At 62.5% G+C, this 21,916-nt stretch carries 24 protein-coding genes and 1 riboswitch; of the genes, 12 read left to right on the top strand and 12 right to left on the bottom strand.

The window, feature by feature from the left end; genetic code table 11:
- Positions 1-169: 169 nt before the first annotated feature.
- The 4 genes from groL to PSOLE_RS03275 all read right to left on the bottom strand — a co-directional run bounded on the left by groL (position 170) and on the right by PSOLE_RS03275 (position 3,733).
- Positions 170-1,816, bottom strand: coding sequence for a chaperonin GroEL (gene groL, locus PSOLE_RS03290; RefSeq protein ID WP_074855281.1), 1,647 nt, complete (start codon positions 1,814-1,816; stop codon positions 170-172).
- Between the two features lie 49 nt (positions 1,817-1,865).
- Positions 1,866-2,159 carry a co-chaperone GroES gene (locus PSOLE_RS03285; RefSeq protein ID WP_021700385.1) on the bottom strand — a complete coding sequence of 98 codons (294 nt, stop codon included), beginning with the start codon at positions 2,157-2,159 and terminating at the stop codon, positions 1,866-1,868.
- Positions 2,160-2,481: 322 nt separating this feature from the next.
- Positions 2,482-2,931 carry an FxsA family protein gene (locus tag PSOLE_RS03280; protein WP_074855280.1) on the bottom strand — a complete coding sequence of 150 codons (450 nt, stop codon included), beginning with the start codon at positions 2,929-2,931 and terminating at the stop codon, positions 2,482-2,484.
- Positions 2,932-2,998: 67 nt separating this feature from the next.
- Entirely contained in the window at positions 2,999-3,733 is a 735-nt protein-coding gene (locus PSOLE_RS03275) for a HugZ family pyridoxamine 5'-phosphate oxidase (RefSeq protein ID WP_074855279.1), read from the bottom strand.
- Positions 3,734-3,842: 109 nt separating this feature from the next.
- Between PSOLE_RS03275 and PSOLE_RS03270 the strand changes: the two genes are divergently transcribed.
- Complete coding sequence (locus tag PSOLE_RS03270; protein ID WP_074855278.1) at positions 3,843-4,601, top strand: SDR family oxidoreductase; 759 nt, start codon at positions 3,843-3,845, stop codon at positions 4,599-4,601.
- Between the two features lie 147 nt (positions 4,602-4,748).
- Here the strand turns inward: PSOLE_RS03270 and PSOLE_RS03265 are convergent, their stop codons facing one another.
- Positions 4,749-5,717 (bottom strand): polyprenyl synthetase family protein, encoded by a 969-nt coding sequence (locus tag PSOLE_RS03265; RefSeq protein ID WP_074855277.1) that lies wholly within the window; start codon positions 5,715-5,717, stop codon positions 4,749-4,751.
- Positions 5,718-5,963: 246 nt separating this feature from the next.
- On the opposite strand from PSOLE_RS03265, the gene rplU reads away from it, so the two are divergent.
- From rplU to PSOLE_RS03240, 5 genes are all read left to right on the top strand, one after another.
- Positions 5,964-6,275: a 50S ribosomal protein L21 gene (gene rplU / locus PSOLE_RS03260; RefSeq protein WP_021445340.1), complete on the top strand. Its 312-nt coding sequence runs from the start codon at positions 5,964-5,966 to the stop codon at positions 6,273-6,275.
- A gap of 36 nt (positions 6,276-6,311) precedes the next feature.
- Positions 6,312-6,569, top strand: a complete 258-nt coding sequence (gene rpmA / locus PSOLE_RS03255; RefSeq protein WP_061240940.1) for a 50S ribosomal protein L27 — start codon at positions 6,312-6,314, stop codon at positions 6,567-6,569.
- A 140-nt stretch (positions 6,570-6,709) separates the two neighbouring features.
- Positions 6,710-7,930, top strand: a complete 1,221-nt coding sequence (gene cgtA / locus PSOLE_RS03250) for an Obg family GTPase CgtA (RefSeq protein WP_074855276.1) — start codon at positions 6,710-6,712, stop codon at positions 7,928-7,930.
- 181 nt (positions 7,931-8,111) lie between these two features.
- A complete protein-coding gene (gene proB, locus PSOLE_RS03245; protein ID WP_074855275.1) occupies positions 8,112-9,230 on the top strand; it encodes a glutamate 5-kinase in 1,119 nt (372 codons plus the stop codon).
- Between the two features lie 9 nt (positions 9,231-9,239).
- A complete protein-coding gene (locus PSOLE_RS03240) occupies positions 9,240-9,701 on the top strand; it encodes a CreA family protein (protein WP_004424540.1) in 462 nt (153 codons plus the stop codon).
- Between the two features lie 210 nt (positions 9,702-9,911).
- Here PSOLE_RS03240 and mqo read toward each other — a convergent pair whose 3' ends face one another.
- Positions 9,912-11,411 (bottom strand): malate dehydrogenase (quinone), encoded by a 1,500-nt coding sequence (gene mqo / locus PSOLE_RS03235; protein WP_004424538.1) that lies wholly within the window; start codon positions 11,409-11,411, stop codon positions 9,912-9,914.
- 860 nt (positions 11,412-12,271) lie between these two features.
- Between mqo and PSOLE_RS03225 the strand changes: the two genes are divergently transcribed.
- A complete protein-coding gene (locus tag PSOLE_RS03225) occupies positions 12,272-12,856 on the top strand; it encodes a YajG family lipoprotein (protein WP_017675392.1) in 585 nt (194 codons plus the stop codon).
- 62 nt (positions 12,857-12,918) lie between these two features.
- Here PSOLE_RS03225 and PSOLE_RS03220 read toward each other — a convergent pair whose 3' ends face one another.
- Positions 12,919-13,125 carry a hypothetical protein gene (locus PSOLE_RS03220; protein WP_004424534.1) on the bottom strand — a complete coding sequence of 69 codons (207 nt, stop codon included), beginning with the start codon at positions 13,123-13,125 and terminating at the stop codon, positions 12,919-12,921.
- Between the two features lie 274 nt (positions 13,126-13,399).
- On the opposite strand from PSOLE_RS03220, the gene PSOLE_RS03215 reads away from it, so the two are divergent.
- The gene (locus PSOLE_RS03215; RefSeq protein ID WP_074855274.1) at positions 13,400-13,675 is read left to right on the top strand and encodes a hypothetical protein; all 276 of its coding nucleotides are present in this window, start codon (positions 13,400-13,402) and stop codon (positions 13,673-13,675) included.
- Positions 13,676-13,907: 232 nt separating this feature from the next.
- Here the strand turns inward: PSOLE_RS03215 and PSOLE_RS03210 are convergent, their stop codons facing one another.
- Complete coding sequence (locus tag PSOLE_RS03210; protein WP_074855273.1) at positions 13,908-15,071, bottom strand: 1-acyl-sn-glycerol-3-phosphate acyltransferase; 1,164 nt, start codon at positions 15,069-15,071, stop codon at positions 13,908-13,910.
- A 98-nt stretch (positions 15,072-15,169) separates the two neighbouring features.
- On the opposite strand from PSOLE_RS03210, the gene PSOLE_RS03205 reads away from it, so the two are divergent.
- The 3 genes from PSOLE_RS03205 to PSOLE_RS03195 are packed head-to-tail and all read left to right on the top strand — an operon-like array spanning position 15,170 to position 16,257.
- Positions 15,170-15,352 (top strand): CPXCG motif-containing cysteine-rich protein, encoded by a 183-nt coding sequence (locus PSOLE_RS03205; protein WP_074855272.1) that lies wholly within the window; start codon positions 15,170-15,172, stop codon positions 15,350-15,352.
- On the top strand, positions 15,352-15,612 hold the full coding sequence (locus PSOLE_RS03200) for a putative signal transducing protein (RefSeq protein WP_004424519.1): 261 nt from the start codon (positions 15,352-15,354) through the stop codon (positions 15,610-15,612). The genes PSOLE_RS03205 and PSOLE_RS03200 overlap by 1 nt, the downstream gene beginning before the upstream one ends.
- A gap of 27 nt (positions 15,613-15,639) precedes the next feature.
- Positions 15,640-16,257, top strand: a complete 618-nt coding sequence (locus PSOLE_RS03195) for an SOS response-associated peptidase (RefSeq protein WP_074855271.1) — start codon at positions 15,640-15,642, stop codon at positions 16,255-16,257.
- A gap of 65 nt (positions 16,258-16,322) precedes the next feature.
- On the opposite strand, the gene PSOLE_RS03190 is transcribed toward PSOLE_RS03195, so the two are convergent.
- Positions 16,323-18,449, bottom strand: coding sequence for a methyl-accepting chemotaxis protein (locus PSOLE_RS03190; RefSeq protein ID WP_074855270.1), 2,127 nt, complete (start codon positions 18,447-18,449; stop codon positions 16,323-16,325).
- A gap of 194 nt (positions 18,450-18,643) precedes the next feature.
- Between PSOLE_RS03190 and PSOLE_RS03185 the strand changes: the two genes are divergently transcribed.
- Entirely contained in the window at positions 18,644-19,465 is an 822-nt protein-coding gene (locus tag PSOLE_RS03185; RefSeq protein WP_074855269.1) for a M48 family metallopeptidase, read from the top strand.
- A 53-nt stretch (positions 19,466-19,518) separates the two neighbouring features.
- Here PSOLE_RS03185 and PSOLE_RS03180 read toward each other — a convergent pair whose 3' ends face one another.
- The 3 genes from PSOLE_RS03180 to PSOLE_RS03170 form a co-directional block, all read right to left on the bottom strand.
- Positions 19,519-19,962 (bottom strand): ketosteroid isomerase-related protein, encoded by a 444-nt coding sequence (locus PSOLE_RS03180; protein WP_074855268.1) that lies wholly within the window; start codon positions 19,960-19,962, stop codon positions 19,519-19,521.
- Between the two features lie 111 nt (positions 19,963-20,073).
- Positions 20,074-20,655 carry a TMEM165/GDT1 family protein gene (locus PSOLE_RS03175; protein ID WP_088339292.1) on the bottom strand — a complete coding sequence of 194 codons (582 nt, stop codon included), beginning with the start codon at positions 20,653-20,655 and terminating at the stop codon, positions 20,074-20,076.
- 94 nt (positions 20,656-20,749) lie between these two features.
- Positions 20,750-20,870, bottom strand: a riboswitch (yybP-ykoY riboswitch).
- A gap of 37 nt (positions 20,871-20,907) precedes the next feature.
- Entirely contained in the window at positions 20,908-21,903 is a 996-nt protein-coding gene (locus PSOLE_RS03170; protein WP_074855267.1) for a class I SAM-dependent methyltransferase, read from the bottom strand.
- Positions 21,904-21,916: the final 13 nt, after the last annotated feature.

Here is a 21,916-nt window from a genome sequence, read left to right as displayed (position 1 = left end):
GTCATCGGATTTTCGGCCTGTAGCGCTTTTCATCGGGCATAAAAAATTTCCAGGAGAAATTTATAACGTCGCGTAGCGACGGCCCGCAGGGTGGCCGCCATGGATGGCAGGCCAAAAAAAACCCCGCGACAAGCGCGGGGTTCTTGGTGCTGCGAGGGAGCCGGTCGGCTTACATCATGCCGCCCATGCCACCCATACCGCCCATGCCGCCCATGTCAGGCATGGCCGGGCCTTTGTCGTCAGCCGCGTCGGCCACCATGGCCTCGGTGGTGATCATCAGGCCACCGATGGAGGCTGCAGCTTGCAGGGCCGAACGGGTCACCTTGGCCGGGTCGAGAATACCCATCTCGATCATGTCGCCGTAGGTGTCGGTCGCGGCGTTGAAGCCGAAGTTGCCCGAACCCTGCTTGACCTTGTCGACCACGACGCTCGGCTCGCCGCCGGCGTTGGAGACGATCTGACGCAGCGGCGCTTCAACAGCGCGACGCAGCAGCGCGATACCGACGTTCTGGTCTTCGTTGTCGCCTTTCAGGCCGTCGATGGCCTGCAGAGCGCGCACCAGGGCTACGCCACCGCCAGGTACCACGCCTTCTTCCACTGCTGCGCGGGTAGCGTGCAGGGCGTCTTCAACGCGGGCTTTCTTCTCTTTCATCTCGACTTCGGTGGCAGCGCCAACCTTGATCACGGCAACACCGCCGGCCAGCTTGGCCAGACGCTCTTGCAGCTTCTCTTTGTCGTAGTCGGAAGAGGTTTCTTCGATCTGCTTGCGGATCTGCGCAACGCGGGCTTCGATGTCGACCTGGGCACCAGCACCATCGATGATGGTGGTGTTGTCCTTGTTCAGCACGACACGCTTGGCGTTACCCAGGTGCTCCAGAGTGGCGCTTTCCAGGGACAGGCCAACTTCTTCGGAGATCACGGTGCCGCCGGTCAGGATGGCGATGTCCTGCAGCATGGCCTTGCGGCGGTCGCCGAAGCCCGGAGCCTTGACGGCAGCGACCTTGACGATGCCGCGCATGTTGTTGACGACCAGGGTAGCCAGGGCTTCGCCTTCGACGTCTTCAGCAACGATCAGCAGCGGACGGCCAGCCTTGGCAACGGCTTCCAGAACCGGCAGCAGTTCGCGGATGTTGCTGATCTTCTTGTCGACCAGCAGCAGCAGCGGGCTGTCCAGCTCGGCAACCATGGTGTCCGGCTTGTTGATGAAGTACGGCGACAGGTAGCCGCGGTCGAACTGCATGCCTTCTACGACGGACAGTTCGTTTTCCAGGCCCGAGCCTTCTTCAACGGTGATCACGCCTTCTTTGCCGACCTTGTCCATGGCTTCGGCGATGATGTCACCGATGGAGTTGTCGGAGTTGGCGGAGATGGTGCCGACCTGAGCGATGGCCTTGGAGTCGGCGCACGGCTTGGCCAGGTCTTTCAGCTGGGCGACGATGGCCGCGGTGGCCTTGTCGATGCCGCGCTTCAGATCCATCGGGTTCATGCCGGCAGCGACGGACTTCAGACCTTCGTTGACGATGGCTTGAGCCAGAACGGTAGCGGTGGTGGTGCCGTCACCGGCAGCGTCGTTGGCCTTGGATGCTACGTCCTTGACCAGCTGGGCGCCCATGTTTTCGAAGGCGTCTTTCAGTTCGATTTCCTTGGCAACCGAAACACCGTCTTTGGTGATGGTCGGAGCGCCGAAGGATTTGGCCAGAACCACGTTACGACCTTTCGGGCCGAGGGTGGCTTTAACGGCGTCGGCCAGTACGTTGACGCCTACGAGCATTTTCTTGCGGGCGGAATCGCCAAACTTGACTTCTTTAGCAGCCATTTTGATCAGTCCTCAAATTCTTGAAGGTTTAAACGGAGATTCGTGGGAATCAGGCTTCGATGACAGCGAGGATTTCGTGCTCGCCCATGACCAGCAGGTCTTCGCCGTCGACCTTGACGGTGTTGCTGCCGGAGTAGGGGCCGAATACCACCTTGTCACCAACCTTGACGGCCAGCGGACGGACTTCGCCGTTATCCAGAACCTTACCGGTACCGACGGCAACGACTTCACCCTGGTTCGGCTTCTCGGCGGCCGAACCCGGCAGCACGATGCCACCTGCGGTTTTGGTCTCTTCTTCGCTGCGACGGATCACGACGCGGTCATGCAGAGGACGAAGCTTCATTGTCGATCTCTCCTAACAATTGATGGCCAACTTGCCGACTCTGTGTGGTCGGCGGGTTTGTAAAATCCGGCGAGGCCGGGTGCGGCACGCTGGGCGTACCGCGAAAGTTGGACTGCCTCAGTGGGCAGGTACCTTGCGGTGACAGTTACATGTGGGCGGGCAAGGGTATTTCAAGGGGCGGGGGTGAAAATTTTTGCGTTGCAGAGGGGGGCGGCGCTCGTGGTAAGCACCGCAGCCTGACGACTTTGCGTAGGAGCCGGCTTGCCGGCGATCAGCCAGGGAGGGATCGCCGGCAAGCCGGCTCCTACAGGTGCTGTAGGGATCAGTCGCGGCGTTCGTACTCGCCTTCGAGCACGTTGGGGTTGGTCTTGCCGCTGCGGGCGGCCTGGTCGTCGAAGAAGGCACGCTGGCGCATGGCTTGTTCCTGGGCGCGGCGCCGAATCTTGCCGACCAGCAGGCGGCGGGTGAAGGGGAACAGGCAGAGCACGCCGAAGATGTCGCTGATGAAGCCTGGCAGCAGCAGCAGGCCACCACCGACGGCAATCAGCAGGCCTTCGAGCATTTCCTGCTCGGGCAGCTCGCCGCGTGCGAGCTTTTCGCGGACGCGCCAGGCGGTGGCGACTCCGGCGACGCGCAGCAGCACGCTGCCGAGGATGGCGGTGCCAATCACCAGCAACAGCGTGGGCAGCACGCCAATGGCGCTGCCAACCTTGATCAGCAGGGCCAGCTCGATGATGGGAAAGAGCAGAAAGAGGAACAGAAACGCGCGCATGGGTCGAAGAGTCCTTGGCGGAAGACAGGCTTCCCGTAGGGGTTAAGTATGGCGTTTCGCGCTTAATTCAAGCTGAAGGCGCGCCATTGGTCGGCCAGCTCTCGGCTCTGGCCAGTTGCACCAGCGCCTGGCGCACGGCGCCGGGATTGCTGCAGGGTGCGGGAAAGGGCAGCCAGTACAGGCTCTGGCCGATGCGCAGATGAAAGCCTTCACTGTCGACACCGGCCATCTGCGCGGGCTCGTGTTGCGGCAGGCCGGCCAGTTCGACGTAATGGGCGATGGCCTTGGCGTGATCTTCATTCATGTGCTCGACCATGCTCGCTTCGCTACCGTCTGTCGCGAAGGGGTTGGCCAGGGTCACCTGGTCGAGCCAGTGAATGGCGCCGAAGCCGCCGATGAAACGCCAGCGCACCGGCTCCAACCGCCAGAAATCGAAATCATGCGCCCGATGGTAGTCGCGCGACTGGGGGAAAAAGCGGTAATAACGCTGTGCGGCCGCTTCGATTTCGCTCTCGTCATGCAACTGTCGTGCTTCGGCGAGCAAAGTGAGGCGGCCGACCGCCTGCACATCCTCTGCGCCACGCTCGCCGACCAATAGCGAACATTTGGCGTCCTGTCCGAGGTTATGGGTGTGCTGGGCGATGCGGCTGATCAGGATCAGCGGCCGGCCCTCGGCGTCCAGGCAGTAGGGCACCACCGATCCGAAAGGGAAACCCGGCATGGCCTTGGAGTGGGTGCTGAGCACGCCACGGTATTCCTTGAGCAGCAATTCTCGTGCATGCTTGCCGGCTTTCACGCTCACCTTAATGACTCCTCGCAAAGAATCCGTCAGAAACGGACAGACGCCCTAGCATAGCGGCTAGCGGGCATCGGCGGGGTCGCTAAATGCTGCACCTTGAGGGGATAAAGCGATGCAACTGAAAGACAAAGTCATCATCATCACTGGCGGTTGCCAGGGACTGGGTCGCGCCATGGGTGAGTACCTGGCGGCCAAGGGCGCCAAGCTGGCGCTGGTGGATCTGAACCAGGAAAAACTCGACGAAGCCGTGGCTGCCTGCAAGGCCGCTGGTGGTGACGCCCGTGCCTACCTGTGCAACGTCGCCGATGAAGAGCAGGTGACCCATATGGTTGCCCAGGTGGCCGATGACTTCGGCGCCATCAACGGCCTGATCAACAATGCTGGCATCCTGCGTGATGGCCTGACCATCCGCGTGAAAGATGGCGAGATGACCAAGATGAGCCTGGCGCAGTGGCAGGCGGTGATCGACGTCAACCTGACCGGCGTGTTCCTCTGTACCCGTGAAGTGGCGGCGAAGATGATCGAGCTGAAGAACGAGGGCGCGATCGTCAACATTTCCTCCATTTCCCGCGCGGGCAATATGGGGCAGGCCAACTACTCCGCCGCCAAGGCGGGCGTGGCTGCCGACACCGTGGTCTGGGCCAAGGAGCTGGCGCGTTACGGCATTCGCGTCGCGGGCGTGGCGCCGGGCTTCATCGAAACCGAGATGACCGCCAGCATGAAGCCGGAAGCGCTGGAGAAAATGACCTCGGGCATTCCGCTCAAGCGCATGGGCAAGCCGGCCGAGATCGCCCATTCGGTGGCCTACATTCTGGAAAACGACTACTACACGGGTCGCATTCTGGAGCTAGACGGCGGCCTGCGTCTGTAATCCACCAGGCCTGAACGAAAAACGCCCCGACTGGTTCGGGGCGTTTTCGTTTGTGCCAGCGCGGGGTATCGCGAACCCGTAGCCCGGATGTAATCCGGGGCGGATACCAGGTGGTGGGCCTTTCCCGGATTGCATCCGGGCTACTTCTTAGTGCGTGCGGGCGACGGCGAAACGGCTCAGCTCGATCAGCGCGTCGCGATACTCACCAGCCGGCAGCACGTCCAGGCAGGCAATGGCACGTTCGGCGTAGTCGCGAGCGAGCTGAGCGGTGTATTCCAGAGCGCCGGCGGCATCCACGGCGACGCGGATGCTTTCCAGGTCTTCGATGCCGCCTTTCTGAATCGCGCGGCGTACTAGGGCGGCCTGTTCCTCGGTGCCTTCACGCATGGTGTAGATCAGCGGCAGGGTCGGTTTGCCTTCGGCCAGGTCGTCACCGACGTTCTTGCCCAGTTCGGCTGCATCGCCCTTGTAGTCGAGCAGGTCATCGACCAGCTGGAAAGCGATGCCCAGATGATCACCGAAGGTGCGCAGGGCTTCGCGCTGCACCTCGTTGGCGCCGGCCAGGGCGGCGGCACTGTGGGTCGAGGCCTCGAATAGCATCGCGGTCTTGCCGCGGATGACTTCCATGTAGGTCTCTTCCGTGGTGCTGGCGTCGCGTACCTTGGACAGTTGCAGCACTTCGCCTTCGGCGATCACGCGGGTGGCGTGAGAGAGAATCTTCATCACCGGCATGGAGCCGAGCTCGACCATCATTTCGAACGAGCGTGAATATAGGAAGTCGCCCACCAGCACGCTCGGTGCGTTGCCCCATTGTGCATTGGCGGTGCTGCGGCCACGGCGCATGTCGGACATGTCGACCACGTCGTCATGCAGCAGGGTGGCGGTGTGCAGAAATTCGATGGTGGCGGCCAGTAGGCGCAGGTCATCGGCCTGGTAACCCAATGCACGCCCGCTGAGCAGTACCAGCAATGGGCGCAGGCGCTTGCCGCCAGCGGAGATGATATAGTCGCCGATCTTTTCCACCAGCGGCACGCGGGAAACCACCTGTTGGCGAATGATGCCATCGACGGCGGTGAAATCGTCCGCTACCACGCGGTAGAAAGCCTGGGGTTGCATCGGCGACTGGTGCTCCTTTGAGGTTGCGCGGCATGCTAGGTGGCGGGGTGGGGGCTGTCAAGGCGAGCACTTGCGGCCCTTGCGCGGCGTTCGGCGCTTGCGTACAATCGCGCACCCTGAACTTCCCCCTGGGCATTTCCCTGCCTTACGCAATTGCAAGGGTGTCACTTCCGGCCCCAAGCAGCCATGCCAGCCAATAACGACTTTTCTAAAGCGCTGGGTGAGCAGGATCAACGGAGATTTACCATGTACGCAGTAATTGTTACTGGTGGCAAGCAATACAAAGTCACCGAAGGCGAATTCCTCAAGATCGAGAAGCTCGAAGTCGCCACTGGCGAAGCCGTGACTTTCGATCGCGTTCTGCTGATCGGCAACGGCGACGACGTTAAAATCGGCGCTCCGGTCGTAGACGGCGCTAAAGTGGTTGCCGAAGTCGTGTCGCAAGGCCGTCACGACAAAGTGCGTATCATCAAGTTCCGCCGTCGTAAGCACCACATGAAGCGTCAGGGCCACCGTCAGTGGTTCACTGAGATCAAAATCACCGGTATCCAGGCCTGATTCGTCGGCCCCGATCCTTTATAGGAGTATTGACTCATGGCACACAAAAAAGCTGGCGGTTCTACCCGTAACGGCCGCGATTCCGAAAGTAAACGCCTTGGCGTGAAAATGTACGGTGGTCAGGTCATCAAGGCCGGTAACATCATCGTTCGTCAGCGCGGCACCGAGTTCCACCCGGGTTTCGGCGTGGGCATGGGCAAGGATCACACCCTCTTCGCTAAAGTCGAAGGCGTGGTCAAGTTCGAAGTGAAGGGCGCTTTCGGCCGTCGCTACGTGAGCGTCGTTCAGGCCTAATCGCCTACGCGCTGGAAAAGCCCTGTCCGTAGGACGGGGCTTTTTTGTTTATGTATCTTTGGTTCGCTTGCCCGATCCGCTAGTTCTGGATGATCCGGCAAGCGTTCCCCCAGCCCGCAGATGAAGCGGGAGGCATATCCATGAAATTCGTCGACGAAGTTTCGATTTTTGTAAAGGCCGGTGACGGCGGTAACGGCATGATGAGCTTCCGTCGTGAGAAGTTCATCGAGAAGGGCGGCCCCAACGGCGGTGACGGCGGTGACGGCGGCTCGGTATTCCTCGAAGCCGACGCCAACCTCAACACCCTGATCGACTACCGCTATACGCGCAAATTCCACGCGCAGAATGGCGAGAAAGGCGGCAGCACCGATTGCACCGGGGCCAAGGGCGAGGATCTGATTCTGCCGGTACCGGTCGGCACCACGGTGATCGACGTGGCCACCCAGGAAGTGATCGGTGATCTGGTCAAGCCGGGTCAGCGCCTGATGGTCGCCCAGGGCGGCTGGCATGGCCTGGGTAACACCCGCTTCAAGTCCAGCACCAACCGTGCGCCGCGTCAGACCACGCCGGGCAAGCCGGGCGAGTCGCGCGATCTCAAGCTGGAGCTGAAGGTGCTGGCTGACGTCGGTCTGCTCGGTCTGCCCAATGCCGGCAAGAGCACTTTCATCCGCGCGGTTTCCGCGGCCAAGCCGAAGGTCGCCGATTACCCCTTCACCACCCTGGTGCCGAACCTGGGCGTGGTCAGCGTTGATCGCTTCAAGAGCTTCGTCGTCGCCGACATCCCCGGTCTGATCGAAGGCGCTTCCGAGGGTGCCGGTCTGGGCATTCGCTTCCTCAAGCACCTGGCGCGTACGCGTCTGCTGTTGCATCTGGTGGACATGGCGCCGCTGGACGAGAGCGACCCGGCCGAGTCGGCGCAGGTGATCATCGACGAGCTGGCACGCTTCAGCCCGGCACTGGCCGAGCGTGATCGCTGGCTGGTGCTGAACAAGATGGACCAGGTGCCCGAGGACGAGCGCGAGGCACGCAAGGCCGATATCGTGGCTCGCCTGAACTGGCAGGGCCCGGTTTACGTGGTTTCGGCCATCAGCCGCGACGGTACCGAGCGCATCAGCCGCGACATCATGCATTACCTGGAAGTGCGCGTCGAGCGCATCGCCGAGGACCCGGTCTTCGCCGAGGAGCTGGCCGAGTTGGATCAGCGTATCGAAGACGAGGCGCGTGCCCGTCTGCAGGCGCTGGACGACCAGCGTGCGCTGCGTAAATCCGGTGTGCGCAGTGTCGATGATATCGACGAAGACGATGATTTCTTCGACGAAGAAGACGACGACGGCCCGGAAATCATTTACGTCCGGGATTAAGCAAATTTCCAACGCCGCTTAATTGCGGCGTTTTTGTAAGGGATGCTCTGAAGCAGTCGTCATTCCCGCGTAAGCGGGAATCCAGAAACATCGCAGCACCTGGACTCCCGCCTTCGCGGGAGTGACGCTGAGGCTTTTTCAGGGTTTCCTAAGTGGGCGTTCTGGCTAAGGTTGGAAGATCATGCGTGACAAGGTGACCGGCGCGCGGCGCTGGGTGGTGAAGATCGGCAGTGCGCTGCTGACCGCTGACGGGCGTGGCCTGGATCGTGCGGCCATGGCGGTATGGGTCAAGCAGATGGTGGCGCTGCGTGAGCAGGGCGTCGAGCTGGTGCTGGTGTCTTCCGGTGCGGTGGCGGCCGGCATGAGCCGCCTGGGCTGGACCAGCCGACCTAGCGCGATGCACGAACTGCAGGCCGCTGCTGCGATTGGCCAGATGGCCCTGGTGCAGGCTTGGGAGTCGAGCTTCGCCGAGCATGGCATGCGCACCGCACAGATCCTCCTGACCCATGACGACCTGTCCGACCGCAAGCGCTACCTCAATGCACGCAGCACCTTGCGCACGCTGGTGAATCTCGATGTGATCCCGGTGATCAACGAGAACGACACCGTGGTCACCGATGAAATCCGCTTCGGCGACAACGATACCTTGGCAGCGCTGGTGGCCAACCTGGTGGAGGCCGATTTACTGGTAATCCTCACCGATCGCGACGGCATGTACACCGCCGATCCGCGGCACAATCCGGATGCCGAGCTGATTTTCGAAGCGCGTGCCGATGATCCGGCGCTGGATGCCGTGGCCGGTGGCGTTGGTGGTGCGTTGGGGCGTGGCGGCATGCAGACCAAGCTGCGCGCTTCGCGCCTGGCGGCGCGTTCCGGTGCGCATACGGTGATCGTCGGCGGTGCCATCGAGCAGGTCTTGGCTCGTCTCAAGGCCGGCGAGCGCCTGGGTACTTTGCTGGCCCCCGAGCGTGGCCTGCTGGCGGCCCGCAAACAATGGCTGGCCGGCCACCTGCAGACCCGCGGTACCCTGGTGCTGGACGCTGGTGCAGTGAAGGCGCTGAGTCAGGATCGCAAGAGCCTGCTGCCGGTCGGCGTGAAGGCGGTGCAGGGTAGCTTCCGGCGTGGCGAAATGGTGGTCTGCGTATCGCCTGACGGCCGTGAGGTCGCCCGTGGCCTGGTCAACTACAGCGCGCTGGAAGCACAGAAGATCATCGGCCAGCCGTCGGACGCCATCGAGAAGCTGCTGGGCTATGTCGATGAGCCGGAGCTGGTGCATCGCGACAATTTGATTCTCGTCTAAGGAGCATGTATGCGTCTGTTCAAGGGATATGTGCTGAGCCTGCTGATGCTGCCCGGTCTGGCGCTGGCCGAAACCATCGGTGAAGTGTCGACGGTGTTCAAATGGGTCGGGCCGAACGACAAGATCGTCGTCGAGGCCTTCGATGACCCCAAGGTGTCGGGCGTGACCTGCTACCTGTCGCGTGCCAAGACCGGTGGGGTGAAGGGTGGTCTGGGCCTGGCCGAGGATCGGGCCGAGGCCTCCATCGCCTGCCGCCAGGTCGGTCCCATTGCATTCAAAGGCACGCTCAAAGACGGCGAGGAGGTGTTCAAGGAGCGCACTTCGCTGGTGTTCAAGACCATGCAGGTGGTGCGTTTCTTCGACAGCAAGCGCAACACCCTGGTGTATCTGGTCTACAGCGACCGGGTGATCGAGGGTAGCCCGCAGAATGCGGTGACGGCCATTCCGATCCTGCCCTGGGGGCAGCAGTAATAAAAAACGCCCCGAAAGCAGGTAAGGTTACCGCGCTGTCTTGCGTAGGAGCCCCGCCTCGGGGCGAAGCTTTTCAGAAGCGCGCCGCCCTTGTTCGCGGCGGGGCGCCGCTCCTACAGATTCGATGCGTCGACACTTGCCTGGCAGGCATTACCTTGAGGGGCGGTTTGGGTTGCCGCCATCCTTGGCGGTTCAACGTGCTGCTGCCAATCAGGCGCTGGGGATGTCGAGCTGCAGGCGCTGATTCGATTGCGTCTGCACTTCGTGGTAGCGCGCGGCGTCGCTGGACAGAACATCGGCCATGGCCGGGAAGATCTGGTCCAGTTTGCTGCGCCAGTCGTCGCTCTTGGCCTGTTCGGGGAAGCAGCGGCGAATCAGGTCGAGCATGATCGACACAGTCACCGAAGCACCCGGCGAGGCGCCGAGCAATGCGGCGATGGTGCCGTCGGCTGCTGCCACCAGTTCGGTACCGAATTGCAGCACGCCGCCTTTCTTCGGATCCTTCTTGATGATCTGCACGCGCTGGCCGGCCACTTCCAGACGCCAGTCCTCGGCCTTGGCCTTCGGGTAGAAGCCGCGTAGGGTTTCCAGGCGCTGCGTTTCGGACTGCATCACTTCCTTGATCAGGTAGCGGGTCAGGTCCATGTTGTCGCGCGCCACCGCCAGCATCGGGCCGAGGTTGTTGGGGCGTACCGACAGCGGCAGGTCGAGGAACGAACCGTACTTGAGGAACTTGGTGGTGAAGCCGGCGTAGGGGCCGAACAGCAGGGATTTCTTGCCATCGACCACGCGGGTATCGAGGTGCGGTACCGACATCGGTGGTGAGCCGACGGCAGCCTGGCTGTAGACCTTGGCCTGGTGCTGCTTGACGATCTCAGGGTTGTCGCAACGCAGCCACTGGCCGCTCACCGGGAAGCCGCCGAAGCCTTTGCCTTCGGGGATGCCGGACAGCTGCAGCAACGGCAGTGCGCCGCCGCCAGCGCCAAGGAAGACGAACTTGCTCTTGAGCTGGCGCGTGGCGCCGGAGCGGGTGTCCTTGATGTCCACCAGCCAGCCTTCACCGTCGCGCTTGAGGTCGGTGACCTTCTGGTTGCAGGTGACCTTGGCGTCAGGCTGGGTGGTCAGGTAGGCGAGCATCTGCTCGGTGACCGCGCCGAAGTTGACGTCGGTACCGGCCTGCACGCGGGTCATCGCCAGCGGCTCGTTGGCATCACGGCCCGGAATCAGCAGCGGCGCCCATTCGGCGATGGTGGCGCGATCCTCGGTGTATTCCATCTCGGCGAAGGCGTGATGTTGACGCAGGGCCTCGAAGCGCTTCTTGAGGAAGGCAATACCACTGTTGCCGCGCACGAAGCTCATGTGCGGCACCGGGTTGATGAAGGTCTTCGGCGCGTTGATCGCACCTTTCTCGATCAGGTAGGCCCAGAACTGCTTGGACTCTTCGAACTGGGCGTTGATGCTGACCGACTTCTTGATGTCGATACTGCCGTCAACACCTTCCGGGGTGTAGTTCAGCTCGCACAGCGCGGCGTGACCGGTGCCGGCGTTGTTCCAGGGGTTGGAGCTTTCCACTGCGCCGGACTCGCGCTGCTCTACCACTTCCAGCGTGAGGCCGGGATTGAGTTCCTTGAGCAATACGCCCAAGGTCGCGCTCATGATGCCGGCGCCAACCAGCACCACATCTACGCTTTGGTAATCGTTATGCGCCATTAACCTCTCTCCAAGAAAAACTGCACCAGATGGACGGCCGTTCGGCCTTTCAGGGCGATACCGGCAGACTCAGGCGTGATGCCACGTCGTTCGGTGGTGAGGGTTAAGGCTGGGATTTGCGGACGCAAAACTGTTCATCTGTTCGCCACACTCTTGTGAAGTTTGTAAAAACCGTTTTTTCACGCTCTTTTGGAGCGGTGAACCTCAAAAGCTCGACTGCCTCGGCGCGCTTTTGCCCGTGCAAATCATGCAATGCATGGCTGCGATCGGCTCTGCATATGGGCTGAAAGCGGCTGGCCGGAAGCGGCAGCTCGAAGTGGGCGACTCTCTGGGGCGGGGCGATGACATTGCATCGGCGAGGTCGTGCGGCCCGATCAGGAGACGTCCTTATAATCGGGGCGCGATTATAACGGTGAATGAGGGGAAATTGATCGCCCCGGCGTGACTTTTATTCTTCCGCCGGTCAGGCCGCCAACGGGCGAGCGGCTGGTGCGTGTGTGACGACCGGGGTGATCTGGGCATTGGCGGGCAAGGGGGAGCCCAGCCAGGAGATGCTCGGCTCGCGAACTTCCACCCAGCCAGCTTGGCTCGGGTGTTCCTGCATCTGTCATAGGGCGCGGCAAATTCCCTGACCATCGATCAGGGCAAAATGGCGCATCGGGCGAGCGCGGCTGAACAGGCGGCGCAACAGCATGGTGAAGGCTCCAGCGTGATGACGGGTGCCTTTATGCCAGGGCGTGGTGACAGGCTGATGACAGGAACCGCAACGCTGTGCTGACGGTCCTATGCTGCACCACTGTCGGCCTCAGGCCGCGCTGGGTATACTGCCGGCCACTTTTACCTCACTCGGAGAGATGAGCATGCTGCACCGTGTGTTGATCGCCTTGCTTGCTGCCGCCAGCCTGACTCTGGCCGGTTGCGCCCTCAGCCCTCAGCAACTCACCCCGCAACCCAAGCTCACCAGCTCTCTGACTCCCGTGGGTCAGGGCCAACCGGTGGTGGTGCGCGTAGTCGATGGCCGTCCTTCGCCGGTGCTTGGTACCCGCGGTGGCCTGTATCCAGAAACCAGTACGATCAGCGTGAGCAGCGAGCACGTACTGCCCAAGCTACAGGCCGAGGCCGAGGCTGCCGTGCGTCTGCTCGGCTTCACCCCGTCGGCCAATGCCTACAACGCGCCACAGCTGACCATCACCCTGGCGGAGCTGAAGTACCAGTCGCCGAAAGAAGGCATGTACGTCACCGAGGCCGATATCTCCGCTTCCATTCGCGCTGACGTGCAGGGCGGTAGCCGTCGCTACACCGGTCGTTACGGTGCCTCGCTGAATCAGCGTTTCGGCACCGCCCCGAACCAGCAGACCAATACCAAGCTGGTGGGTGAAGTGCTTAGCGATGCGCTGACCCGCGCCTTCAAGGACCCGACCATTGGCCAGGTGCTGCTCCAGTAATTTGTAGCGCCGCAAACAACAACGCCCCCGCATTGCGGGGCGTTTTCATTTGTCCTGGGGTTTCATGCCGCTTCGGCGTAGAACTCCGGCAGGCTCATGCCGGTGCGGTTGTCGATGTCCGGTAGGTCGTAATGCTCGTGGCCGCCAAGGGCGCAGTACACCAGCCAATGCTGGTCCTGTACGTTGAAGGATAGTTCGTCGACCACGGCGTCCACTTCATCCAGCGAGTCGATCAGGTAATCGCGATCCAGCGGTTGTGAATTAAGCATGGCAGGTCCTCCAGGGACGTTGGGGTTTGGCTTCAGCAATAGTCGTGACTGCATGGTCACTGTTGGAGATACAAACCCTAGGCCAGGCATAGGACAGTTTTCAGACGATTTCGGGATAGCGGGCCGCGTTCGTCGGGAACGAACCTTATAAATGCGCTAGTTCAGTACACTGCGCGATGACTTTTCGAGGGTCGAGACGCACCGTTTCTCGGCCGAAATCCCCATTCTGGTGCAGTGGCGGGGTTGCTGCACCATGCTGTTCTCGAGGTGTTGCATGTCGCTGCAGATGTTGTGGTCGCTGTTCCTCGCCCATCCGGCCGGAGCGGTGAATTCGTTGGCATTGTTCTTCGCGTTGGCGGGAGCCTGGCTGTGTCTGATGACCCGCTTGCGTGAGCAGCGCGGTATGGCGCGCGTGCTGGCTCAGGGTGAGCTGGACGATAGCGAAGCACAGGATGAGCGCACTGTGCGCATCAACCGCTTCTTCTACCGTTTCGGGGCCATCTGCCTGGGCGCAGCCCTGCTGCTGTCCTGGCTCAGCACGCGGCTTTGATGCTTGAGCGATAAACGAAAACGTCAGCCTGATGGCTAATGCCAGTCAGTTAAGCCGTTGCACTCGATCTTTGTAGGAGCCGGCTTGCCGGCGGTCCGCCATAAAAAGCATCGCCAGCAAGCTGGCTCCTACGAAAAGCGCCCCCTCTACTGCAAGTAGGAGGGGGTGGTGACGAACTTATCTGATCAGCATTAGCCTGATGGCTGCCGTTTTCGTTTGTAGCGCGGGGTTCTTACAGAGGCAGACCCGCCTTGATCCGGTACTGATTGCGCACCGGATTGGCGTACTGCAGGATCAGGAACGGTTTCTCCTCGGCGCTGCAGGCGGCCAGGCGCTTGTTCCACTGCGCTTCGGCCTTGGCCAGTTCCGCGGCATCGAATACTTCGCTCGCTGCCGGCACGTTCAGCTCGGCCTCGCGCCCTTCCCACATGGCGTAGGCCAGGTAGTGCACGGGGAACAGGCGATACTGGCCGAGAATGTGACGATCTATCTCCTGAGCAAGCTGCTTGGTGTCCTCCAGACCCGCGACAGGCGGACTGAAGTGCAGATGCACGCGCCCTTTGTAACCGGTGATGCCCAGGGCGATACTGGCGTCGTCTTCGCCCGGCGCCTTGGTATAGCTGCCCGTGGCGGCGCGCACGCAGAGTTCGCGGGCCTTGGCCAGGTCGCAGGGATCGTACTCGTAGCTGATCGAGACCGGGATCAGGTTCAGCGAGTCGATGACCTCGGCGAACGGCTCGTCCTTGCGGCTCATGTGGAACATCTTGAGGATGGCTGAGTCGGTACGGTCGTCACCGTCCTTGGCGCGGCCCTCGGCCTGGGCGATCCAGATCGACTCGCCATCTTCGCGAATCGAGTGGTTGATATAGGCCGAGAGCAATTGATAGGCCGCCAGCTTCTCGCGGCGCCCGCTGATCGAGCGGTGCACGATGAAGCTCTTGTTCAGGCGCATCAGGTCGCTGACGAAGGGGCGCTGCAGCAGGTTGTCGCCGATGGCGATACGCGGCGTCTGCAGGCCGGCGTGATAGACGGCGTAGTTGACGAAGGCCGGGTCCATGACGATATCGCGATGGTTGGCCAGGTACAGGTAGGGCTTGCCCGGTTGCAGGTGTTCCAGGCCGGAGTAGCTGATGCCGTCAGTGGCATGCTCGATGGTGCGATCAATATAGGGTTCGATCTTTTCCTGCAGCTTGGAAACCGAATCGATGCTGGCGAACTCGCTGCGCAGCCGCGCGGCGATCAGCGGCTTGAGCAGCCAACCGAGTGGCCCGGCCAGGCGCGGGAAGCGAAAACGGGTGAGGGCGCCGAGAAACGCCGGGTCGGCGAGCAGGCGCGCCAGTACGGGACGCACTTCTGCATCGGCATAGGGTCGGATGGCATCGAATGCGCCCATCATGCTCTCTTGTTCTAGAACGGCTAAGGTTGAAAGGGGGCTGCTTAAACAGGGTGAGCAGTAGACCGGCGATTATAACGCCAAGTCACAAGGAGGCCGCGATGCTGGAAAGCGAGTCGTATTATTGCCCTTACTGGGGGGAGCCGGCCGAGGCCGTGCTGGATCTTTCCGGCGGTGATCAGGTTTATATCGAGGACTGTCCGGTATGCTACCGGCCGATCGAGTTCGAGCTGCGTACGGACGGCACCGTGTGGGAATTGGACGTTCGCGGGGAGAACGACTGATGCAACGAATCTACGAGCCGGAAAGCCTGCTGGAAGGACAGATGCTGGTGGACATGCTGGCCAGTGAGGGCGTCGAGGCGCACCTGCTCGGTCAGCATCTGGTCGGTGCGGTGGGGGAGTTGCCGGCATGCGGCCTGCTCGGTTTGGTCGTCGCTGAGCCGTACGCCGAACGGGCGCGTACGCTGATCGCTGAGTACAATGCGGCGCAACCTGTGCCTGGCGATGAGCCAGAGTCCTTTCAGGGCGTGTTGCTCTGTTGACGCGCCCCCTGCCTGTCGAGTCGTTTCATGTGTGGACGTTATGCCCTGTTCCGCTGGTCGCCCGCTTTTGCGGCGTTGCCCGGCTTTCCCGCTGACCAGAAGCCGCACTGGAACCTGGCGCCCAACGGTCAGGTGCTGATGTTGCGTGCTGGCGAGCAAGGGCCGCAAGTGGCCGCGGCGCGTTGGGGGCTGACGCCGGCCTGGCTCAAGGATCTGTCCAAGACCCCGGCTCATGCCCGCGCCGAAACCCTGGCCGAGCAGCCGATGTTCCGTGAGCCCTTTCGCCAGCGTCGCGCGCTGTTGCCGGCCAACGGTTTCTATGAATGGCGCGGGGGCGCGCGCAAGCGGCCTTACTGGATGAGCAGCGGTGAGCCGCTGATGTATTTCGCGGCGTTGTGGGAGCTTTATCCGGTGGGCGGGCAGGAGTACCTGAGCGTAGCGCTGATCACTCAGGAAGCTGCCACGCTGCGGCGGCCCTTGATTCTCGTCGAGCACGAACAGGCGTTGTGGTTGAGTAATGACACGCCGCCCGAGCAACTGGCAGCGCTACTGCTCAAGCCGCAGATGGCGCTGCGTGAGCGCGCGCTGGCAACGCTGGTCAACGATCCGCAGTTGGATGCGCCGGAGTGCCTCACTCCGGCTTGAGCCTGCGCAGGGTGTCGAGGGCCGCCCCGGCTGAACACGCGGCGCACCCTACCTGATGAAGTCCCTTACACCTTGAACTGGTTGATCAGCCTGCGTTGCTGTTCGGCCAGCTTGGTCAGTTGGGCGCTGGCCTGGCTGGCTTCGTCGGCACCGCTGGCCACCTCGTTGGCGACCAGGCCGATATTGGTGACGTTACGGTTGATGTCCTCGGCCACGGCGCTCTGCTCCTCGGCGGCGCTGGCGATCTGCGTGTTCATGTCATTGATCACCGACACCGCCTGGGTGATGGACTCCAGCGATTGAGCGGCCTGGTTGGCGTGCTCCACGCTGTCGTCGGTCTTGCTCTGGCTCTGCTCCATCACCTTGACCACTTCGCGGGTGCCCTGCTGCAGTTGCTGGATCATGTTCTGGATTTCTTCGGTGGCTTGCTGGGTCTTCTGCGCCAGGTTGCGTACCTCGTCAGCAACCACGGCGAAACCACGGCCTTGCTCGCCGGCGCGGGCTGCCTCGATGGCGGCATTGAGGGCGAGCAGGTTGGTCTGCTCGGCAATGCCGCGTATGGCGACGAGGATGGCGTTGATGTTCTCGCTGTCCTTGGCCAGGTTCTGTACCACGCCCACGGCGCGGCCGATCTCGCTGGCCAGTGCGGCGATGGCCGCCGAGGTTTCCTGCACCACCTGCTTGCCCTGATTGGCCGCCTGGTCGGCGTGGTTGGCGGCTTCGGCGGCATGGGTGGCGTTGCGCGCGACGTCCTGGGCGGTGGCGGTCATTTCGTGCACGGCGGTGGCGACCAGCTCGATCTCGGCCAGTTGCTTCTGCACGCCCTGGTTGGTGCGAATGGCGATGTCCGCCGTGTGCTCCGAGGAGTCGCTGACCTGCTGCACCGACGTGACCACGGCGGCGATCATGCTTTGCAGTTTGGCCAGGAAGGCGTTGAAGCCCGCTGCGATCTGCCCCAGTTCGTCCTTGCGATCGACCTGCAGGCGTACGGTGAGGTCGCCTTCGCCCTTGGCAATATTGTCGAGCATGCCGACCATCTGCCGCAGCGGGCGGGCGATGCCGTAGCCGACCAGCCAGACCACCAGCAGCCCGAGGCCGGCAATCAGCAGACCCACCAGGGCCATGCCGAGGGTGTCCTCGTGCGCCTGTGCGGCGAGGTCGGACTGCAACTGCTGCAGTTCGGCGAACACCGCCGAGGTGGGCAGGGCGATGGCCAGGGTCCAGCGCGTCGAGGTGCCGGCGACCTGGAAGGGGTAGAGTAGCTCGAACAGCTGCTGGGCCTCGTTGTGACGCACGATGGGGTGGTTGTCGCCGCCTTTGAGCGCCTGCAGCAGGTCCTCCGGCAGCACCCGCGAAGCCGGTTGGCTGATCAGCGCGGCGTCCTGGGTTGCGGCAATCAGGGTGCCGTTGGCGGCCACCAGCGCCAGTTCGCCGGCCCCGCCATATAGTTCGCCCTTGACCTGCTCCAGCAGGCCCTGGATGAAATCCAGCGCCAGGTCGTTGCCCACCGCGCCGAGGAAGCGCCCGTCGACCACGATGGGCGCGTTGAAGGAGGACACCAGTACCTGCTTGCCACCGAAATCATAGGCGGCCGGATCGATGACGCAGGGCTGCTTGCTCTGTTTCGGGCACAGGTAGTACTCGCCCTCGCGCACGCCGGTCGGCAGGCGCTTCTCGCTCTCCATCTGTTCGGCGGTCAGCGGCAGTACCTTGAAGGCGCCGCCCTCGCGGTACCACCAGGGCATGAAACGTCCGGTCTGGTCGTAGCCCTCGGCCTCGCGTCCGGCGTAGTTTGCGTCGTCCTGGTCGAAGGCGTTGGGCTCCCAGCCGATGAAGAAGTCCAGCAAGTCGGGGTTGTCCTGCAGATAGCTGACCAGCAGCGAGGACAGCTCCTCGCGGCTCAGCTGCAGCCTTTCATTGCCCGGAGCCATTCGCGCGTTCAGCGTGGCCACGGACTTGGCCAGGGTCATGGGCGCCTCGAACTGCCGCTGCAACCGACCGACCTGGGCCTCGGCGAGCGCTACCAGGCGCTGTTCGATGACCTGCTGCAGCAGGCCGCGGGTGTTTTCTTGCACCACCTGCTGGGTTCGCCCATTGGCGAACAGGGCGTAGAGTACCAGCGCAACCACCACGGCCAGTACGCTCGCTCCGGCGAGAAAGGCAACGGAAAACTGGATGGATCGGAACTTCATGGGGGCTCCCCGGCTCAATGTGTCCACCAAGGGATAGCGGCAAGGGCGCAGCGTAACTTTAATCGCTTGGCGCAAACGGCATGGTCGATGACGCTTTCAGCGGGAAAAAGCGTGCCAGAGATGCGCAACCGCTGTGGTTGCCCGGACCGGGGGCGAGGCCTAGCATAGTGATTCCGATTCCAGGAGATGGCTCGATGAGTAAGGCTTTTTACCTGAGTGGCCTGGCTGCAGCACTGGTGCTGGCCGGTTGTCAGGCCGTCAACACCACCAGCGGCGGTGCGGTGGGCGTGGAGCGCAAGCAGTACATGTTCAGCATGCTGTCGGCCGAGCAGGTCAACCAGATGTACGCGCAGTCCTATCAGCAGACGTTGAGCGAAGCATCGAGCAAGGGTGTGCTGGACAAGACCAGTGCCAATGCCAAGCGTCTGCAGACCATTGCCGGGCGACTGATTCCGCAGGCACCGCGTTTTCGCCCGGATGCCGCCAACTGGCAGTGGGAGGTCAACCTGATCAAGAGCCCGGAGCTCAATGCCAACTGTGGGCCGGGCGGCAAGATCATTTTCTACAGTGGCATCATCGAGAAGCTGAAGCTGACCGATGACGAGATCGCCGCGATCATGGGCCACGAGATGGCGCATGCACTGCGTGAGCACAGCCGTGAAGCGATGTCCAAGGCGTATGGTATTCAGGTCGCCAGGCAGGGGGCCAGCGCCCTGCTGGGGTTGGGCGAGACGAGCATGGCTCTGGCCGATGCCGTGGTGCAGTACAGCCTGACCTTGCCCAACAGCCGCAGTAACGAGAACGAGGCCGACCTGATTGGCCTGGAGCTGGCAGCTCGTGCAGGCTATGACCCCAATGCAGCCATCAGCCTGTGGCAGAAGATGGAGGCCGCCGGTGGTGGTGCACCGCCCGAGTTCATGAGTACCCACCCGTCGTCCAGCAGCCGTATCGCCTCACTGCAGGCGGCGATCCCCAAGGTCATGCCGCTGTACGAGCAGGCCAAGGCCGGGCGTTAATTTCGGGCCAGGAAACGGCGCGGCGTGATTGTTCACGGCGCGCCGTTTGCGTTTCAGGGCAGGGCGGTTTCGGCAAGTGGACGGGTTTGCAGACCCAATTGAGCGCGGAAGCTTTCCATGTTGAGCATGGTGCAGATTTCCTGGATTTCGTTGCCGGAGGTGAGCGTCCAGAACGCCATGGCCGAGATGCTCAGCAGCTTGTCGCTGGGCGGGTAGCCCAGTGCGGGTTTCTGGATGGTGCCGATCAGGGTGCTCCAGGTCACCACCTTGTAGCCTTCGGCGATGCACTCCTCGATCACCACCTGCAGGTTCGGCATTGCAAGGCGGAAGTCCTGCACCATCTGCACGAAGCCGGCGCTGCCAAGCGGCCTGCCAATGAAGGAGCTCTTGTAGAGGAAATCGCGGCTGTGCAGTTGTTCAGCCAGCGCCAGGCGCCCCTTGTTCCAGGCCAGGTCGATGTGCTGGCACACCAGCTTCTTGCGATCATCCAATGACATGCTGTCCTCCCGGCTGCAGGCCGTCTCCATGTGACGTGGCACGCACTTTAGCAGCAGGGAGGAGGGGGCTGGGATTGGCCGAAATGCCGGCTCGTTGACGTCAGTGGTTCGTCAGATCAGGCCGCTCAGCTTCAGCGCCTGGTAGCCGGCATAGATTGCCAGCGCGGCGAAGGCGCAGGCGGCCAGGCGGCGGATCAGGGTCAGCGGCAGGCGTTCGGCTGCGAAATTGCCCGCCAGCACCACCGGTACGTTGGCGATCAACATGCCCAGTGTGGTGCCGACCACCACCAGAATGAAGTGCGGGTACTGCGCGGCCAGCATCACGGTGGCGACTTGGGTCTTGTCGCCCATCTCGGCGAGGAAGAAGGCAATCAGCGTGGTGAGGAAGGGGCCGTATTTCTTCAGGCCGGATGCTTCGTCGTCGTCGAGTTTGTCCGGTACCAGGGTCCAGGCCGCCACGGCGACGAAGCTGGCAGCGAGAATCCAGCTGAGAGTGGCGGGGGAGAAGAAACCGGCGACCCAGTTGCCGACGGCGCCAGCGGCGAAGTGGTTGGCCAGGGTGGCGACGACTATGCCCCAGATGATCGGCCAGGGTTTGCGAAAACGGGCAGCCAGCAGCAGGGCGAGCAACTGGGTCTTGTCACCGATTTCGGCGAGGGCAACGATCAGGGTGGGGACGAACAGCGATTCCAGCATCAGGTTTCCTACAGGGGGCGGGTCGACACGGCTTATGACACGAACGACCTTCCCGCCCCGGGTATAGGTTGTGCGTGTCATAGGTCTTGTCAAACCGCAGGCCTCTCTATGTAGGCCTTGGGTCGTATACGCCATGCTCTGCGGAGCAAGTGTGTTGACGTATACCGGGCGAGCAGGGCGCTCGCGGGAGACTACTCCCCTAGGACGGGCGCAATTGTGCCCAAGCGCCGCGTTGGGAGCAACCCCAATTCAGCGTCGGGCGCTGTAGATGCGGAATCCATCGGCGTCTGCCAGGGTGCGGCAGGGGCCGAGATGACGCTCGATCAGTTGCGGGTATTTGAGGAAACTGTTGGCCACCAGGCGCAGCTCTCCACCTTTTATCAAGTGGCGAGCCGCCTGGCTCAGCAGGTTCTCGCTGGCTTGGTAGTCGGTATGCACGCCCTGATGGAACGGCGGGTTGCTGACGATGGCGCTGAGCCCCTCTGGCGCCGATTCGATTCCGGTGCCGGCGATCAGGTTGGCTGACAGGCCGTTACGTGCCAGGGTCAGCCGGCTGCTTTCCAGGGCGAAGGCGTCGACATCCAGCAGGCTCAGCTCGCTGTCTGGGTAACGTTTTTTGAGTGCGGCGCCGAGTACGCCGGCGCCGCAACCGAAGTCCAGCAGGTGGCCGCTGGGCAGGTCATCCAGATGCTCCAGCAGCAATGCGCTGCCGCGATCCAGGCGGCCATGGGCGAACACACCGGGCAGGGTAACGATCTCCAGTGCGCCGTCGGCCAACTGCAATGGGTAGCCCTGTGCCAGGGCATGAAGGTCGGGTACTGCTGGCGCTTGATCCACCTCGACGCACCAGAGTTGGCAATGTCGCGCGCTGTCGAGCTTGCGCGGCTTGCCATAGGCGGCCAGCTGTTTCGCCGCGCGTTCGATACCGCCACGTTTTTCACCGACCAGGTACAGCGCTTTGCCTGCCAGGCGCGAGGCCAGCGCTTGCAGCAGGTAGTCGCTCAGTTCGCGTGACTTGGGCAGAAACAGCACAGCGGCGCGGTAGTCGCCTTCCGGCAGGCGTGTGTCGAAGTGGCTGCGACCGGCAAAGCGTGCGGTGAGCAGTGCCTGATCGCCCGCATGCCAGTTCCAGCCACGTGCTTGCGGCAGGGCGCCAAGCAGGTCGTCAGCCGGCAGGCCGGCCAGTAACAGCTCGCCACTGAACAGCTCGGCCTGGCGCAGGAGAACTTCGCTTCGCGGGTCCATGGTATTTCCTGAG

Origin of the sequence: Pseudomonas oleovorans subsp. oleovorans (assembly GCF_002197815.1) — a bacterium.
GTDB classification, from domain to species: Bacteria; Pseudomonadota; Gammaproteobacteria; order Pseudomonadales; family Pseudomonadaceae; genus Aquipseudomonas; species Aquipseudomonas oleovorans.
The sequence above is the reverse complement of the archived record's forward strand: the minus strand, read 5'-3'. Positions and strand labels throughout refer to the sequence as shown.

What these genes read in the sequence shown, in the direction of transcription:
- PSOLE_RS03265 (WP_074855277.1), bottom strand. Translation starts at nt 5,717, where the DNA reads ATGCAACCCCAGGCTTTCTACCGCGTGGTAGCGGACGATTTCACCGCC.
- PSOLE_RS03210 (WP_074855273.1), bottom strand. Translation starts at nt 15,071, where the DNA reads ATGATGGGCGCATTCGATGCCATCCGACCCTATGCCGATGCAGAAGTG.
- PSOLE_RS03205 (WP_074855272.1), top strand. Translation starts at nt 15,170, where the DNA reads ATGCTGGAAAGCGAGTCGTATTATTGCCCTTACTGGGGGGAGCCGGCC.
- PSOLE_RS03185 (WP_074855269.1), top strand. Translation starts at nt 18,644, where the DNA reads ATGAGTAAGGCTTTTTACCTGAGTGGCCTGGCTGCAGCACTGGTGCTG.
- PSOLE_RS03180 (WP_074855268.1), bottom strand. Translation starts at nt 19,962, where the DNA reads ATGTCATTGGATGATCGCAAGAAGCTGGTGTGCCAGCACATCGACCTG.
- mqo (WP_004424538.1), bottom strand. Translation starts at nt 11,411, where the DNA reads ATGGCGCATAACGATTACCAAAGCGTAGATGTGGTGCTGGTTGGCGCC.
- PSOLE_RS03225 (WP_017675392.1), top strand. Translation starts at nt 12,272, where the DNA reads ATGCTGCACCGTGTGTTGATCGCCTTGCTTGCTGCCGCCAGCCTGACT.
- PSOLE_RS03285 (WP_021700385.1), bottom strand. Translation starts at nt 2,159, where the DNA reads ATGAAGCTTCGTCCTCTGCATGACCGCGTCGTGATCCGTCGCAGCGAA.
- groL (WP_074855281.1), bottom strand. Translation starts at nt 1,816, where the DNA reads ATGGCTGCTAAAGAAGTCAAGTTTGGCGATTCCGCCCGCAAGAAAATG.
- rpmA (WP_061240940.1), top strand. Translation starts at nt 6,312, where the DNA reads ATGGCACACAAAAAAGCTGGCGGTTCTACCCGTAACGGCCGCGATTCC.
- PSOLE_RS03240 (WP_004424540.1), top strand. Translation starts at nt 9,240, where the DNA reads ATGCGTCTGTTCAAGGGATATGTGCTGAGCCTGCTGATGCTGCCCGGT.
- cgtA (WP_074855276.1), top strand. Translation starts at nt 6,710, where the DNA reads ATGAAATTCGTCGACGAAGTTTCGATTTTTGTAAAGGCCGGTGACGGC.
- PSOLE_RS03200 (WP_004424519.1), top strand. Translation starts at nt 15,352, where the DNA reads ATGCAACGAATCTACGAGCCGGAAAGCCTGCTGGAAGGACAGATGCTG.
- PSOLE_RS03195 (WP_074855271.1), top strand. Translation starts at nt 15,640, where the DNA reads ATGTGTGGACGTTATGCCCTGTTCCGCTGGTCGCCCGCTTTTGCGGCG.
- rplU (WP_021445340.1), top strand. Translation starts at nt 5,964, where the DNA reads ATGTACGCAGTAATTGTTACTGGTGGCAAGCAATACAAAGTCACCGAA.
- PSOLE_RS03215 (WP_074855274.1), top strand. Translation starts at nt 13,400, where the DNA reads ATGTCGCTGCAGATGTTGTGGTCGCTGTTCCTCGCCCATCCGGCCGGA.
- proB (WP_074855275.1), top strand. Translation starts at nt 8,112, where the DNA reads ATGCGTGACAAGGTGACCGGCGCGCGGCGCTGGGTGGTGAAGATCGGC.
- PSOLE_RS03270 (WP_074855278.1), top strand. Translation starts at nt 3,843, where the DNA reads ATGCAACTGAAAGACAAAGTCATCATCATCACTGGCGGTTGCCAGGGA.
- PSOLE_RS03170 (WP_074855267.1), bottom strand. Translation starts at nt 21,903, where the DNA reads ATGGACCCGCGAAGCGAAGTTCTCCTGCGCCAGGCCGAGCTGTTCAGT.
- PSOLE_RS03190 (WP_074855270.1), bottom strand. Translation starts at nt 18,449, where the DNA reads ATGAAGTTCCGATCCATCCAGTTTTCCGTTGCCTTTCTCGCCGGAGCG.
- PSOLE_RS03220 (WP_004424534.1), bottom strand. Translation starts at nt 13,125, where the DNA reads ATGCTTAATTCACAACCGCTGGATCGCGATTACCTGATCGACTCGCTG.
- PSOLE_RS03280 (WP_074855280.1), bottom strand. Translation starts at nt 2,931, where the DNA reads ATGCGCGCGTTTCTGTTCCTCTTTCTGCTCTTTCCCATCATCGAGCTG.